12 protein-coding genes are annotated in these 13,595 nt (G+C 58.7%); 1 reads left to right on the top strand and 11 read right to left on the bottom strand.

The window, feature by feature from the left end:
* Positions 1 to 164: 164 nt before the first annotated feature.
* The 4 genes from LA5095_RS07290 to LA5095_RS07275 all read right to left on the bottom strand — a co-directional run bounded on the left by LA5095_RS07290 (position 165) and on the right by LA5095_RS07275 (position 3,168).
* A complete protein-coding gene (locus LA5095_RS07290) occupies positions 165 to 1,001 on the bottom strand; it encodes an ABC transporter substrate-binding protein (protein ID WP_055113497.1) in 837 nt (278 codons plus the stop codon).
* The gene (locus LA5095_RS07285; protein ID WP_055113495.1) at positions 998 to 1,816 is read right to left on the bottom strand and encodes an ATP-binding cassette domain-containing protein; all 819 of its coding nucleotides are present in this window, start codon (positions 1,814 to 1,816) and stop codon (positions 998 to 1,000) included. The genes LA5095_RS07290 and LA5095_RS07285 overlap by 4 nt, the downstream gene beginning before the upstream one ends.
* On the bottom strand, positions 1,809 to 2,516 hold the full coding sequence (locus LA5095_RS07280; protein WP_055113493.1) for an ABC transporter permease: 708 nt from the start codon (positions 2,514 to 2,516) through the stop codon (positions 1,809 to 1,811). Before LA5095_RS07280 ends, LA5095_RS07285 begins: the two co-directional genes overlap by 8 nt.
* Before the next feature lie 265 nt (positions 2,517 to 2,781).
* Entirely contained in the window at positions 2,782 to 3,168 is a 387-nt protein-coding gene (locus LA5095_RS07275) for a carboxymuconolactone decarboxylase family protein (protein WP_055113491.1), read from the bottom strand.
* A 315-nt stretch (positions 3,169 to 3,483) separates the two neighbouring features.
* Here LA5095_RS07275 and LA5095_RS07270 point away from each other — a divergent pair, with 315 nt between their 5' ends.
* Complete coding sequence (locus tag LA5095_RS07270) at positions 3,484 to 4,725, top strand: glycoside hydrolase family 3 protein (protein ID WP_055113489.1); 1,242 nt, start codon at positions 3,484 to 3,486, stop codon at positions 4,723 to 4,725.
* Here the strand turns inward: LA5095_RS07270 and LA5095_RS07265 are convergent.
* From LA5095_RS07265 to hutI, 7 genes are all read right to left on the bottom strand, one after another.
* Positions 4,719 to 6,269, bottom strand: coding sequence for a TRAP transporter large permease (locus LA5095_RS07265; RefSeq protein ID WP_055113486.1), 1,551 nt, complete (start codon positions 6,267 to 6,269; stop codon positions 4,719 to 4,721). The genes LA5095_RS07270 and LA5095_RS07265 overlap by 7 nt on opposite strands.
* The gene (locus LA5095_RS07260; protein WP_055113484.1) at positions 6,266 to 6,769 is read right to left on the bottom strand and encodes a TRAP transporter small permease subunit; all 504 of its coding nucleotides are present in this window, start codon (positions 6,767 to 6,769) and stop codon (positions 6,266 to 6,268) included. The genes LA5095_RS07265 and LA5095_RS07260 overlap by 4 nt, the downstream gene beginning before the upstream one ends.
* A 401-nt stretch (positions 6,770 to 7,170) precedes the next feature.
* Positions 7,171 to 8,271, bottom strand: coding sequence for a TRAP transporter substrate-binding protein (locus tag LA5095_RS07255; protein WP_055113482.1), 1,101 nt, complete (start codon positions 8,269 to 8,271; stop codon positions 7,171 to 7,173).
* 52 nt (positions 8,272 to 8,323) lie between these two features.
* Complete coding sequence (gene hutU, locus LA5095_RS07250; protein ID WP_055113479.1) at positions 8,324 to 9,997, bottom strand: urocanate hydratase; 1,674 nt, start codon at positions 9,995 to 9,997, stop codon at positions 8,324 to 8,326.
* Positions 9,990 to 10,823, bottom strand: a complete 834-nt coding sequence (gene hutG / locus LA5095_RS07245; protein ID WP_055113477.1) for an N-formylglutamate deformylase — start codon at positions 10,821 to 10,823, stop codon at positions 9,990 to 9,992. Before hutG ends, hutU begins: the two co-directional genes overlap by 8 nt.
* A complete protein-coding gene (gene hutH / locus LA5095_RS07240) occupies positions 10,810 to 12,366 on the bottom strand; it encodes a histidine ammonia-lyase (protein WP_055113474.1) in 1,557 nt (518 codons plus the stop codon). Before hutH ends, hutG begins: the two co-directional genes overlap by 14 nt.
* The gene (hutI, locus tag LA5095_RS07235; protein WP_055113473.1) at positions 12,363 to 13,568 is read right to left on the bottom strand and encodes an imidazolonepropionase; all 1,206 of its coding nucleotides are present in this window, start codon (positions 13,566 to 13,568) and stop codon (positions 12,363 to 12,365) included. Before hutI ends, hutH begins: the two co-directional genes overlap by 4 nt.
* Positions 13,569 to 13,595: the final 27 nt, after the last annotated feature.

The following is a 13,595-nucleotide window of genomic DNA, read 5'->3' as shown; positions in this document are numbered from 1 at the left end:
TCTCGTGTGCGAACCTGGCCGCGCACAGGCCAAACCATGTGCAACGTCATCCCGGAGCCGGATCGCCGAATGGATCTGTCGTGACCCGGCCCGGTTTTTCTGCTTCAGGCGATCAGCGAAAAAGACTGTTGTTGCCCCGGCACACCGTCCCTGCTTTCTGCAACTCAGCTCGAACCGTCATTCGCATTTGGAAAGAACAGCTGCTGGCCGTCGACCTTGTAGCCGGCGATCGCCTGTTGGCCTTCCCTGGACAAGAGCCAGTCGATGAAGGTCTGTGCCATTTCCGCCTTCACATGCGGATGGATTTTGGGGCTGACGAGGATCACGCCGTACTGATTGAACATCCTGGGGTCACCTTCGACCAGAATTTGGTGGCTGCCCTTGTTGCCGAATGCGATCCAGGTGGCGCGGTCGGTCATGATGTAGGCATCCATGCCAATTCCGGTGTTCAGTGTAGCCCCCATTCCGGAACCGGTCTCGCGGTACCAGCTGCCGGACTCCGCTCCCGCGTCGATGTCTGCTGCTTTCCAGAGGCGAAGTTCCGCCTTGTGCGTGCCGCTGTCGTCACCTCGTGATGCAAACGGTGCCGCGCCTTTCGCAATTGCCTTCAGCGCTGCGATAACGTCCCGTCCACCAGCAATGCCGGCCGGGTCCGCATCGGGGCCGACTATAACGAAATCGTTGTACATCACATCTGCACGGGACACGCCCAGGCCGTCGGCAACGAATTTTTCTTCCGACGGTTTGGAGTGCACCAGGAGAACATCACCATCCCCGTTGGCTGCATTCCTGATTGCCTGACCGGTTCCCACGGCGACGACCCGGACTTCAATTCCGCTCTTTTCCTGGAATTCCGGCAGGATTTCGTCGAACAGACCGGAATTCTGGGTTGAGGTTGTTGACTGGACGACAATGAACCTGTCTTCCCCACTCGCAGACTGGACGGTTGCGCTCCCAATCAGGGCGGCTGCTAGGATTGCCGCGAAAAAGCGTCTGTTCAAAAGGTCCTCCTGGAACGGTCGTTGATGGATCTGGTGTTGGCTCCGAGATAAAGCCGCCCGTCTTGCCAGGCACGGGCAGGTTCGCTCCGCGGCGCGCCGAGGACCTGGCTGGCCGGGCCGGCTTCGGCGACGCAGCCGTCCTGGAGAAAGATGACGTCTTGTCCCAGTCGTTTTGCCTGTCCCGAATCATGGGTGACGAGCACGATCGTGACGCCACGTGCATTTGCCTCCAGAACGAGGGTTTCGATAGCTGCCGTGGATGCCGGGTCGAGATTTGCCGTGGGTTCGTCCAGAAACAGCAGGTCCGGTTCACAGGCGAGCGCCCGGACAACCGCAAGACGTTGCTGCTCTCCGCCGGACAGAACGCGCGCCGGTTGTTTGGCGAGATGAGACAGTCCGGCAGCGGTAAGCGCCATGTCGATTTTTTCGGCGCGTTCGGCGCCGCGCAGACCGCGTACGGAGAGGGCGAACTTCAGATTTGCGAGGACGGAGCGGCGCAGCAGAACCGGGCGCTGGAACACCATCGCCTGCGCGCGCATTGCCTGTTTCGTCAGGGGTGAGCCCTGCCAGAGAACATCGCCTTGCGCTGGTTTGAGCAGCCCGTGGAGCAGCCGCAGGAGCAAGCTTTTTCCAGCGCCATTGGGGCCCATGACGAGTGTGCGTGCGCCTTTACGGATCGAGACATCGATGCCGCACAAAAGCCGTTGACCACCTGCTTCAAAGACGAGGTTGCTGGCTTCAAGGAGCATTTCATCCCTGGCAATCGGACGATAGCCGGATGGAGCGGCGGGCATGTCGAATATGGCGTCACGCATAGGCAGCTCTCACGGCAGAGGCCCTCAGGGCCATGACACATGCATTCACGGAAAATGCGATCAACAGGAGAATGACACCAAGTGCGAGTGCAAGCTGCAGGTTCCCCTTGGAGGTTTCCAGCGCGATTGTCGTGGTCATCACGCGGGTGACATGATTGATGTTGCCGCCGACGATAAGGACGGCACCGACTTCGGCGACAGCACGGCCGAAGCCGGCCAGGGTCACTGTCAAAAGGCTGTAGCGGGCGTCCCACAGGAGCGACAGCAGTCGGTCCAGGGCGCCTACACCGAGCGAAGCGAACTGTTCTGCATATTCACGATCAATGTCCTCGACAACCTGACGGGTGAGGGCGGCGACGATCGGCATCACGATAATCATCTGGGCAATTATCATTGCGCCTGGAGTGTAGAGCAGGCGGAGCGGGCCAAGCGGTCCGGACGCGGAAAGAAGAAGATAGACGACCAGGCCAACCACAACGGGGGGCAAGCCCATGAGGGCATTCAGGATCACCGCCAGCAAAGTGCGCCCCGGAAATCGGAAGGCGCCGACTGCCGCGCCAAGGGGCAGTCCGATCAGGCAGGCAAACAGGACAGCCGTAAGCGTGACCCGCATGGAAAGGCCGATGATTTCCAAAAGATCCGGATCGAGTGCGAAAACAAGGGCAAAGGCCCCGCCCAGCACGCTCCAGAAACTGTCCATTTCTGCGTTTCCTCCCGATTGTTGGGAAAAAATAACGTAAAATGCACAAAAAACCAATTCACTGTTGATGTTTTGGTGCGAAAAAAACGCAGCAATCCGGACAGGTGCAGTGAATTGGCCGGTTTCTGGTATTTCGTGCTGTCGTAACGCGCTCTCCAATATGCTTCCCCGGCCGTGAACCGGGGTCACATCTGAACACCTGAAGATGCCGTTTCCGGCCCGGGTCCGGAATTGCAGCGGACACGCGCCGGATCGGCATGGAAAATCACTTCCGGTTCGGGTCCTGTTCCTCCAGCACCTTCTTTGCGACCCGGAAGCACTCAAGTGATTGCGGGACGCCGCAGTAGATTCCAACCACATGAATGATCGCGCGGATTTCCTCCCTGGTGACGCCGTTGTTGATTGCGCCGCGACAGTGAATTTCCCACTCGGTCATCTTGCCGAGCGCGCCGATCATGGCGAGATTCATCATGGAGCGGGTCTTGGCGTCAATCACGTCATCGCCCCAGCCGAACCCCCAGCACCAGGCGGTCATGGCCTCCTGAAAGGGGCGGGTAAACTCGTCCGCCTTGGCCAGGTTGTTCTCGACATACTCGGCTCCGAGCGTTGCCTTTCGTTGTTCCAGTCCCTTTTCGAACAGATCCTGATCCATCTCTTACCTCAGCTTGATCGCAACATTCTTGGTTTGTACGTTGTTGAACAAAGCCTGTCGTCACTCGGCGCGTCAACAGAGCTAACCTTACTCGCGCAAAATCGAGTTATCCCTGATCGTTGCGCCTTTCACGCATCCTGCGTGGTATTCGGCGCGCTCGAAACATCAAGCGGCAGCTCTGTTTTGAAGCTGTGTCCCAGGGTCGGTTCGTCCGCTTTGCGGGTCTGAATGGAAGCAATGTGATTTTCATGTGAAATCACAGGTTCGTGCCTTATTTACTGCCTGAGGCGTGTCGTCGAGAGCTCGGAGGGCCAAATGAGGGTGCCACACCGATTTTTAGCAGCAATTGTCTATTCGTTTCTGTTGATTGTTAGCGGTCCCGGTGAAACGCGAGCGGAAGCCGTTGAGAACGTTGTCCGGGCTGAAGAAACCGCTACATTGCAGGAAAAGATCGGCCAGATGATTCTGGTCGGGTTTTTGGGAAACACGGTCGATCGAGCGGGCTTCAAGCAGGTCCGGGCGCAAATGGAAAGCGGCGAGATCGGCGGGGTTCTCTATCTTGGGCGGAATTTGAAGAACAGGCAGAGCGTGCGGCGGATGAATGCGGAGCTGAAGGAAGCTGCGCAAACCCATCTGCCGCCTTTGATTGCGATCGACCAGGAAGGCGGGAAAGTGCAGCGTTTGAAGCGGCATCACGGCTTTCCGCATACACCAGCTGCAAAACGAATGGCGCGTCGGGGGAACCTGCCCGAAGCGGCAAAGACCTACGGAGCGCTTGCCAGTGCACTTGCAGACTGGGGTTTCACGCTCAATCTCGGACCCGTCGTCGATGTTGATGTCAACCCACGCAATCCGATTATCGGGCGGCTTGGACGGTCCTATTCCTCAGATCCGGACCGCGTTGCAGACTACGGAGCAGCTTTTGTTTCTGCCCACAGGCATCATGGTGTTCTGACCGCGTTGAAACACTTTCCTGGGCATGGTTCGAGCCGACGAGACAGCCACAAGGGCGCAGTCGACGTAACGGCTACCTGGTCATCGGACGAGTTGGAACCCTTTCGGCAACTGATCGACGATGCAAATGTCGACCTGATCATGACAGCCCATGTCATCAACCGGTCGATTGAAAGTGTCAATGAGGATGTACCCATGTCTCTTTCAGAGACAGCGCTGGTGGAAGTTCTGCGAAACGATCTTGGGTTTGACGGCGTTGTCATTTCAGATGACATCCAGATGGATGCCATCAGATGGAACTTCTCGCTGGAAGAGGCCGTCTTACGGGCTGTTCAAGCACAAACCGACATCCTGCTCTTTGCCAACGACAAGCGGCCTGACCCGAGAATTCCTGAAAAGGTTGCAAAGATTCTCCTTGAGGCAGCCGAAAATGATCCGCTTCTGGTTCGGAAAATCGATGCGGCCTATGGCCGGATACTGACCCTGAAAGATCGTCTGCGTGAATCACATGATCCCAGGACATCCGATTCACGGATGCCGGACAGCAGGTTGTCGGCGATCGCGCCCGGCGAGCACCTTTGTCTGCTCTCACCGGATCAGTAAAGCGAACGCGGCAACCAGGTTGCGAGGATCGGGAACAGCCACAAGATGGCCACTGCGATGATCTGAAGCCCTATGAAGGGCACCACTCCGCGATAGATCTGGCCTGTGGTGATTTCCTTGGGCGCCGCGCCGCGCAGGTAGAACAGCGAAAAGCCGAACGGTGGCGTCAGGAACGATGTCTGGAGATTGATCGCGATCAGGACAGTCAGCCAGATCGGGTCAATCCCCATCAGGATGAGTGGCGGGATTAGCACCGGCAGGAGGATTACCGAGATTTCGACGAAGTCGAGGAAGAAGCCGAGGACGAAGACAAACAGCATTGCAAAGATCAACGCACCGGTTGCTCCGCCAGGCATTTCGTTCAGGATGGCATGCACCCTGTCTTCGCCGCCAAGGCCGACAAAGACGAGCGAAAAGAAACTCGCCATGAGGATGGTGGCGAAAATCATTGATGTGACCGTGAGGGTCGACAGGAGGGAGGCCTTCAAGAGACCGTCGGCAAATGCTGCCAGCAGGATGCGGACCACAACGCCAACGGCGAAGATGGCAAGGCCCGCATAGACTGCCGCAAGCAGATATCCAACGGGTGTGACGTCGGATCGTTGCAGACGGACCGGCATAAGTGTTGCGACAACTGCAAGGACGAGCAAAGCGAGCGTTGCCAGTACAATCAGCTTCGTGGAAACGCCAAGCCGGCGCCCGGCAAGAAGAATTGCGCCGACTGCACCGACGGATGCGGCTTCGTTCGGAGAGGCGATGCCGCCGAGAATAGAACCCAGAACAGCGATGATCAGTAGAATTGGTGGAACAATGGCGGCGGCGATTTCCTTGCCGGAGGGCCGGTCGACATTTTCGTTCATGGCCGGGGCATCACCCGGAAAGAGCCTGGCACGGGCCAGGACATAGACGCAATAGACGAGAACCAGCAGCAGGCCGGGGACCATGGCGGCGGCAAAGGTCTGACCCACGGATATGGTCTCTATCGTGAATTTTCCTTGTGCGTATTGCGCCTGCTGGAAGGCATTCGACATAACGTCGGCAAGGATAATCAAGAGGGTCGATGGCGGGATGATCTGGCCGAGCGTTCCGGCGGTGCAGACCATTCCGGAGGCGAGTTTCGGATCATAGCCATTCCGCAGCATGGTCGGCAGGGCAATAAGCCCCATGGCAACGACGGTTGCGCCGACAATGCCGGTAGAGGCCGCAAGCAGTGCTCCGACGAGTATGACGGAGACGCCGAGACCGCCGTTCATCCGCCCGAAAAGGCGTCCCATGGTCTCCAGCAGTTCTTCGGCAATCCGGCTCTTTTCCAGAATGACTCCCATCAGAACGAAAAGCGGAATTGCAGTCAGAACGGGATTGACGAGGACGCCAAAGAACCTTTGGCCCATCGCTCCCATGAGTTGGATATTGAAGTCTCCGAGCATCCAGCCGAGAAGCGCAAATCCCGTGGCAACTCCGGCTATCGTGAAAGCCACCGGATAACCGAGCAGAATGAAGGCGATCAGCGCTCCGAACATGATGAGGTCGAGTGGCAGGCTCATGCACGGGCACCTCTCAGCTTCGCAATGTCACGGATGAAGGCCGCAACGCCCTGGATGAGCAAAAGCACGCAGTAAGCCGGAATGAGGGATTTGAGCAGATAGGAGGCCGGAATGCCGCCGACGGATATCGGACCTTCCAGGATCGCCCAACTGCCGCGCACATAGGGCCAGGAAAACCAGATCAGCACGATGAGTGCGGGCGTGAGCAGAAAAAGGTGACCGAACAGGTCGATCCATGCCTGGGTCCGTTCGGTGCATTTGGCGTAGAAGATATCTACCCTGACATGGGCATTGACGAGGAATGTGTAACCTGCGCCGAGCATGAAGAGGGCTGCGTGGAAGTAAAGGACACCCTCATCCAGAAAAATGTAGCTGTAGCCAAAGACATATCGCAGGAGCACGATCACGAATTGCAGGAGCATCATGGCAAGCGCTGCCCAGCACAGCGTATTGCCTATGAGAGAATTGACGCGCTCCAGCACGTCCGCGAGTTTTAGCATTGCGGTTTGTCCTGCCCCTGTTGTTGCCTGATCTCTTAATGCTACGTCATCGCAGAGCAGGTCTCTGCAATCGGTGCCGTCACCATGCCGCGATTCCAATGCGGAGTGGAAGCGGAATGGATCCCGTGGTCAAGCCGGAGGATGACCCTGGAAGGGGGTGGTTTCCAGTCGCTTGTTTCTGTCATGCCGGCATAACCATTCGGGCCCGGGTTTCGAAACCATCGCCCTGTCTTGTCATCCCGGACGGAGCAAAGCGGCGATCCGGTACGCCGCCAGGCTCATCTTTCTTTTCAAAGTTCACGGCTACTGGATCCCAGCCTTCGCAGGGACGACAAAGGGTGTTTCGAGGGGCCTTTTGGGGGTCCCTCGAAACTTTGGAAAAGAGCCGTTGGAACAGCAACCTAGTCGTACTTGTAGTCCAGCAGCCGTGCGTTCATCTGGCCGTTGTCGGCATACGGCATGTACTCATGCATCAGCGCACGGTAGGCGAGGAAACTTTCCGTGATACGCTTGACCAGTTCGTCATCGCTGGAACGAAGATCCGTGATGACTTCACCAGCCGCGTTGCCCATGGCCACGATGACCTCGTCCGGCAACTTGCGCACCATCACGTCATGCTCGTTGACCAATTGGGTCAGGGCTTGAGCATGCTTGGTGTTGTATTCGGTCAGGACATCGTTGTAGAGGCTGGCACAGGCGTGCGAGACGGCAGCCTTCAGGTCGTCCGGCAGATCATTGTAGGCTTCCAGATTGACCGCACACTCTTCCGCGGAAGACGGTTCGCCGACGCCAGGCCAGTAGTAGTTCTTGGCAATCTGGTAGTAGCCGAGTGCGCTGTCGGTCCATGGCCCGATGAATTCACCTGCATCGAGTGCGCCGGATTGAAGCGCCTGGAACATGGCAGGACCGCTCATGGCCTGAACCGCCATGCCGAGCTTGGAACACATTTCGGAGGCCAGACCTGTCGACCGGAACTTCAAGCCTTTCAGGTCGTCGACACTGTTGATTTCGGTGCGGAACCAGCCTGCCCATTGCGGACCGGAGTTGCCGCAGAGGAATGGTTTCAGGTTGAACCCGCCATAGATCTCGTCGTAAAGCGCCTGGCCACCGCCGTGGATCAGCCATCCAGCCTGTTCGGGCGCTGTCAGACCAAAAGGCTGGGATCCGAACAGAAGGATACCCTTTGACTTGGAACCCCAGTAGGCCGGTACGGCGTGGTAAAGCTCCGCTGTGCCCTGACCGACCGCGTCGAAGACACCGTTGCCTGGAACAATCTCGCCGGCTGCAAAGAGTTTAACCTCGATGCGTCCACCGGACAGAGCCGTGATGCGGTCCGCAAGCATCTGGGCCGCGACACCGGGACCTGGCAGGTTTTTCGGCCAGGCAGTGACCATGCGCCACTGGCGGACGTCCTGGGCAATCGCCGGAGCGGCGAGCGCTGTTGCTGCCGCAGCGGCAGCGGTTCCGGTTGCACCGGCTTTGAGAAAATCACGTCTTTTCATGCTAATTCCCCTCAGTTCAAATTCGTCGGTTCAGGGCGTCCTGCCATGTTCGTTACTTGCCCAAAATGCCCGGCAGGTTGAGCCCCTGTTCTTTCGCGCAGTCCAGCGCGATCTCGTAGCCGGCGTCGGCGTGACGCATCACACCAGTCGCCGGGTCGTTCCAAAGCACGCGGCCGATCCGCCTGTCGGCATCTTCGGTACCGTCGCAGCAGATGACCATGCCCGAATGTTGCGAAAATCCCATGCCGACACCACCGCCATGATGCAGCGATACCCAGGTCGCACCGGATGCGGTGTTGAGCAGTGCGTTCAACAAAGGCCAGTCCGAAACAGCATCGGATCCGTCCTGCATCGCCTCGGTTTCGCGGTTGGGAGATGCGACAGATCCTGAATCCAGATGGTCGCGTCCGATCACGATCGGCGCTTTCAACTCGCCGCTGCGAACCATCTCGTTGAAGGCAAGACCGAGCCGGTGCCGCTGGCCGAGACCGACCCAGCAGATGCGCGCCGGCAGACCCTGGAAAGAAATTCGCTCTCGCGCCAGGTCGAGCCAGTTGTGCAGATGCGGATCGTCCGGAATCAATTCCTTCACCTTGGCGTCGGTCTTGTAGATGTCCTCCGGATCGCCGGAAAGAGCGCACCAGCGGAAGGGACCGATACCGCGGCAGAACAGCGGACGGATATAGGCTGGGACAAAGCCAGGGAATGCGAACGCGTTTTCAAAACCCTCTTCCAGAGCCACCTGGCGAATGTTGTTGCCATAGTCGAGGGTCGGTACTCCGGCATTCCAGAAATCAACCATTGCCTCGACATGGACCCGCATGGAGGCGCGCGCGGCCTTTTCGACAGCCTTGGGATCTGTCTCTGCCTTTGCGCGCCATTCGGCCACTGTCCAACCCTGTGGCAGGTATCCGTTTACCGGGTCATGCGCCGACGTCTGATCTGTGACGATATCGGGTTTCACGCCGCGTCTGACCAGTTCGGGAAAGACGTCCGCAGCATTGCCGATCAGGGCTACGGACTTCGCTTCGCCTGCCTTGGTCCAGCGGTCGATCAGTTCCAGCGCTTCATCCAGTGAATGGGTCTTTTCGTCCACGTATTGCGTGCGCAGCCGGAAATCGGCACTCTTTTCATCACATTCGACCGCCAGGCAGCAAGCGCCCGCCATGACCGCAGCAAGCGGCTGTGCGCCGCCCATGCCCCCCAGGCCACCGGTCAGAATCCAACGCCCATTCAGGTTGCCGTCGTAGTGCTGCCGTCCGGCTTCCATGAATGTTTCGTAAGTGCCCTGAACGATGCCCTGCGTGCCGATATAGATCCAGGATCCGGCCGTCATCTGACCGTACATGGCAAGACCCATCTTATCCAACTCGTGGAAATGGTCCCAGTTCGCCCAGTTCGGCACCAGATTGGAATTGGCGATCAATACGCGCGGGGCGTCCTTGTGGGTTCTGAAAATGCCGACCGGCTTTCCGGACTGGACAAGCAGTGTTTCGTCTTCGTCAAGCTGCTTCAGGCTGGCGACAATACGGTCGAAATCGTCCCATGTGCGGGCTGCCCGACCGATGCCGCCATATACGACGAGCTCGTGCGGGTTTTCCGCGACGTCCGGATGAAGATTGTTCATCAGCATGCGCAGCGGAGCCTCGGTCAGCCAGGACCTTGCATTCAGTTCCGTCCCGGTCGGCGGATAAACATCGCGCGCATTGTGTCGGCGATCATTCATGATGCGCTCCCTCGATCTTTGAATTCTGGTCGGCAAGCACCGGTGCTATGGCCTCAAGTGCCGCGAGGATGTCTTTGAGGTGGGTACGAAGCCTGCGTGCCTTGTCTTCGTCGTAGTCAAAGGGCAGATCTTCGGTTGCCAGATGGGTCTTTTGAGCCAGTTCCATCTGAATGGCGTGAAAGCCCTCCGACGGGCGGCCATAGTGACGTGTTGTCCAGCCGCCTTTGAACCGTCCATTGAGAACGGCGGAATACCCGTCCGCGTTTCTGGTGCGATCAAAAACAGCGGTTTCGAATTCCGGCGCACAGGTCACGCCATTATTCGTGCCCGTGTTGAAATCCGCCAGCGTTCCCTCAAAGAGAAACGGTACGACCGAACGTATGGAATGACAGTCATAGAGAATGGCGACACCGTGTTTTGCCCGGACACGCTCAAGTTCGGCACGAAGGGCTGCGTGATAAGGCGCGTGCCAGGCAAGGCGTCTGGATTCGATCTCGTCGGCGTTCGGTTCCTGGCCTTCGTGATAGATCGGCTTGCCGTCAAAGTCGGTTGTCGGGCAAAGGGTCGTGGTGTTCTGGCCGGGGTAGAGGCTGACGCCCTCAGGGTCCCGGTTGGCGTCGATCACATACCTATGGAAATTGGCGCGCACCATTGTGGCACCGGGCAGGAGATCTGAATAGAGACGGTCAACATGCCAGTCGGTATCGGCACGCTTTTGTCCCAGTGAATTCAACCGTTCCCGGATATCTACCGGTATGTAGGTTCCCGAGTGGGGCACACCGAGAACGAGCGGGCCGTCGCCCAGTGTGACGTCAAGCGGCTGCATGGTGCGTTCCCAGCTTTATCATGTGCTCGCCCGAGACCGTCGACACCAGTGCCCGGGACCGAACAAGGTCTGCGGCCGTTTCCAGATCTGGCGCGAGATAGCGGTCTTCGCTCAGGGCTGGAATTTCCGCCCGCAGCTTGGCGATGACCGACAGAAGTAACGGGCTGGTTCTGAGCGGTGCCCTGTGTTCGATGCCCTCGACCGCACACAGGATCTCGACGCCCAGGATATGTGACAGGTTCGCGTTCATCCGGCCAAGGCGACGGGCCCCATGCGCTGCCATGGAGACGTGATCTTCCTGATTGGCGCTGGTTGGCGTTGAGTCTGTCGAGCAGGGATTGGCAAGATGCTTGTTCTCGCTCATCAGGGCCGCGGTGGTGACCTCTGCGATCATCATGCCGGAGTTGAGGCCGGGATCCCTTGCAAGGAACGGCGGCAGGTCGAAGGACAGGGTCGGGTCGACCATCAGCGCAACGCGTCTTTGTGCAATTGCTCCGAGTTCGGCAACCGCTAGCGCGAGTTGATCAGCGGCGAAAGCGACGGGCTCCGCATGGAAGTTGCCGCCTGATACGATCCTGTCGGCATCGATCAGAACGAGGGGATTGTCCGTTGCCGCATTGGCTTCGACTTCAAGCGTCATTGCCGCCATGCGCATCAGGTCCACGCAGGCTCCTGCGACCTGAGGCTGGCAGCGGATGCAGTAAGGGTCCTGGACGCGGGTGTCGCCTTCCCGGTGACTTTCCCTGATTTCCGATCCGGACATGATGTCCCGCATTGTTCTTGCGACTTCTATCTGTCCGCGGTGGCCACGCAGTTCGTGAATTTCGGCAAGCAGTGGAGCCGTTGACCCCATGATCGCATCGGTGGAAAGACTTGCAGTGACGAGCGTGGCCTCCGCGAGGCGCCAGGCATCGAAAAGACCCGTCAGCGCGCAAGCGGTCGAAAATTGTGTGCCGTTGATGAGGCCGAGGCCTTCCTTTGGGCCGAGTACGACAGGCGAAAGCCCCGCGCTTTCAAGCGCTTTGCCGCCCGGCATCCGCTCACCGTCCAGCACTGCTTCGCCTTCTCCGATCATGACCGCCGTCATGTGGGCGAGAGGGGCGAGGTCGCCGGAAGCGCCAACGGAACCCTGGGAGGGGATAACCGGCGTCACGCCATTTTGGAGACAATCCTCGATCAGCTGCAGGACTTCTAACCTCACCCCGGAGGCCCCGCGCCCAAGCGAGAGAAGTTTCAGCACCATCATCAGCCTGGTCGTCGTGCGGTCAAGCGCTTCGCCAACACCGCAGCAATGCGACAGGATCAGATTGCGTTGAAGGGTCTCCGTGTCCTCAGCCGCGATCTTGACGCTGGCAAGCTTTCCGAACCCGGTGTTGACGCCATAGACGGCCTCAACGCCCCGAGCCGCCTTCGCCACGCGTTCAGATGCCTGCCTGATTGAAGCTTCGGCAGACCGGTCAACGCGAACGGGCAGTTCTTCCCGGTAGATGCGTTCCAGATCGGCAAGGATCACGGACCCCGGTGTCAGCGTGAGGGTGCTCATTCAGAGCCTCCAAAAATACGGTCATGAAGCGCGTTGAAACCGATGCGGTAGCTGAGTTCGGCAGGATGACTGACATTCCAGACGTTCAGGTCCGCGCGTTTTCCAACTTCCAGCGTTCCCTGGTCGTCAAGGCCGAGGGCCCTAGCTGCCTCGCGTGTCACGCCTGCCAGGGCTTCTTCCGGTGTCATGCGGAACAACGTGCAGCCCATGTTCAGGGTGAGGAGAATTGAGGCAAGCGGCGAAGACCCGGGATTGCAATCGGTCGCGAGCGCAATTGGCACCTTTTCCTGCCGCAGGAGGTCCAGGGGAGGTTGCCGGGTTTCGCGCAGCGTGTAGAAAGCTCCAGGCAGAAGCACGGCAACGCTGCCGCTTTCGGCGAGCGCCATTGCTCCGGCCTCGTCCAGGTACTCCAGGTGATCAGCCGAGAGTGCACCGTACGAAGCGGCGAGCGCGGCCCCGCCCAGGTTTGAAAGTTGTTCGGCGTGCAGCTTGACCGGGAGACCCAGCCTTCGCGCCTTGTCGAAGACCCGGTCAATCTGTTTGGGCGAAAAGGCAATTCCCTCGCAAAATCCGTCGACCGCATCGACCAGTCCCTCTGCGTTGGCAGCTTCAAGTGCCGGCAGGCAGACTTCATCGATATAGGCATCCGGACGATTTTTGAATTCCGCTGGAACGGCATGTGCACCGAGAAAACTCGTCCGGACGTGAACGGGCCTGACGCTGCCGATCTTTCTTGCAACGCGCAACATGCGCAATTCAGTGTCCAGGTCGAGGCCATAACCCGACTTGATTTCAAGCGCGGTGACACCCTCGGCGATCAGGGCATCGACCCGGATCAGGGCCTGGTCCAGCAAGTCTTCTTCGCTGGCTGAACGTGTCGCCTTGACTGTCGAGACAATGCCGCCACCGGCTCTCGCGACTTCCTCGTAGGTGGCGCCTTCGAGCCGCATTTCGAATTCTCGTGCGCGATTGCCGCCGAAAACGACATGCGTGTGACAATCGATCAGGCCGGGTGTTACCAGGCGTCCGGCGAGATCCTGCCGTTCCCAGTTCTGATAGGCAGCAGGAAGATCTGCCACCTTGCCGATCCATGCGATCTTGCCGCCGTCCAGCGCCAGGATACCTTCTTCGATCAAGCCATAAGGTGTGCCGTTGTTAGCAAGTGTTGCCAGGCTGGCGTTGATCAGGAGGCGCTGGGACAAGAACCATCTCCGGCTTGATTAGATTGC

The sequence above is a fragment of the Roseibium album genome (assembly GCF_001404515.1).
GTDB lineage: Bacteria > Pseudomonadota > Alphaproteobacteria > Rhizobiales > Stappiaceae > Roseibium > Roseibium album.
The sequence above is the reverse complement of the archived record's forward strand: the minus strand, read 5'-3'. Positions and strand labels throughout refer to the sequence as shown.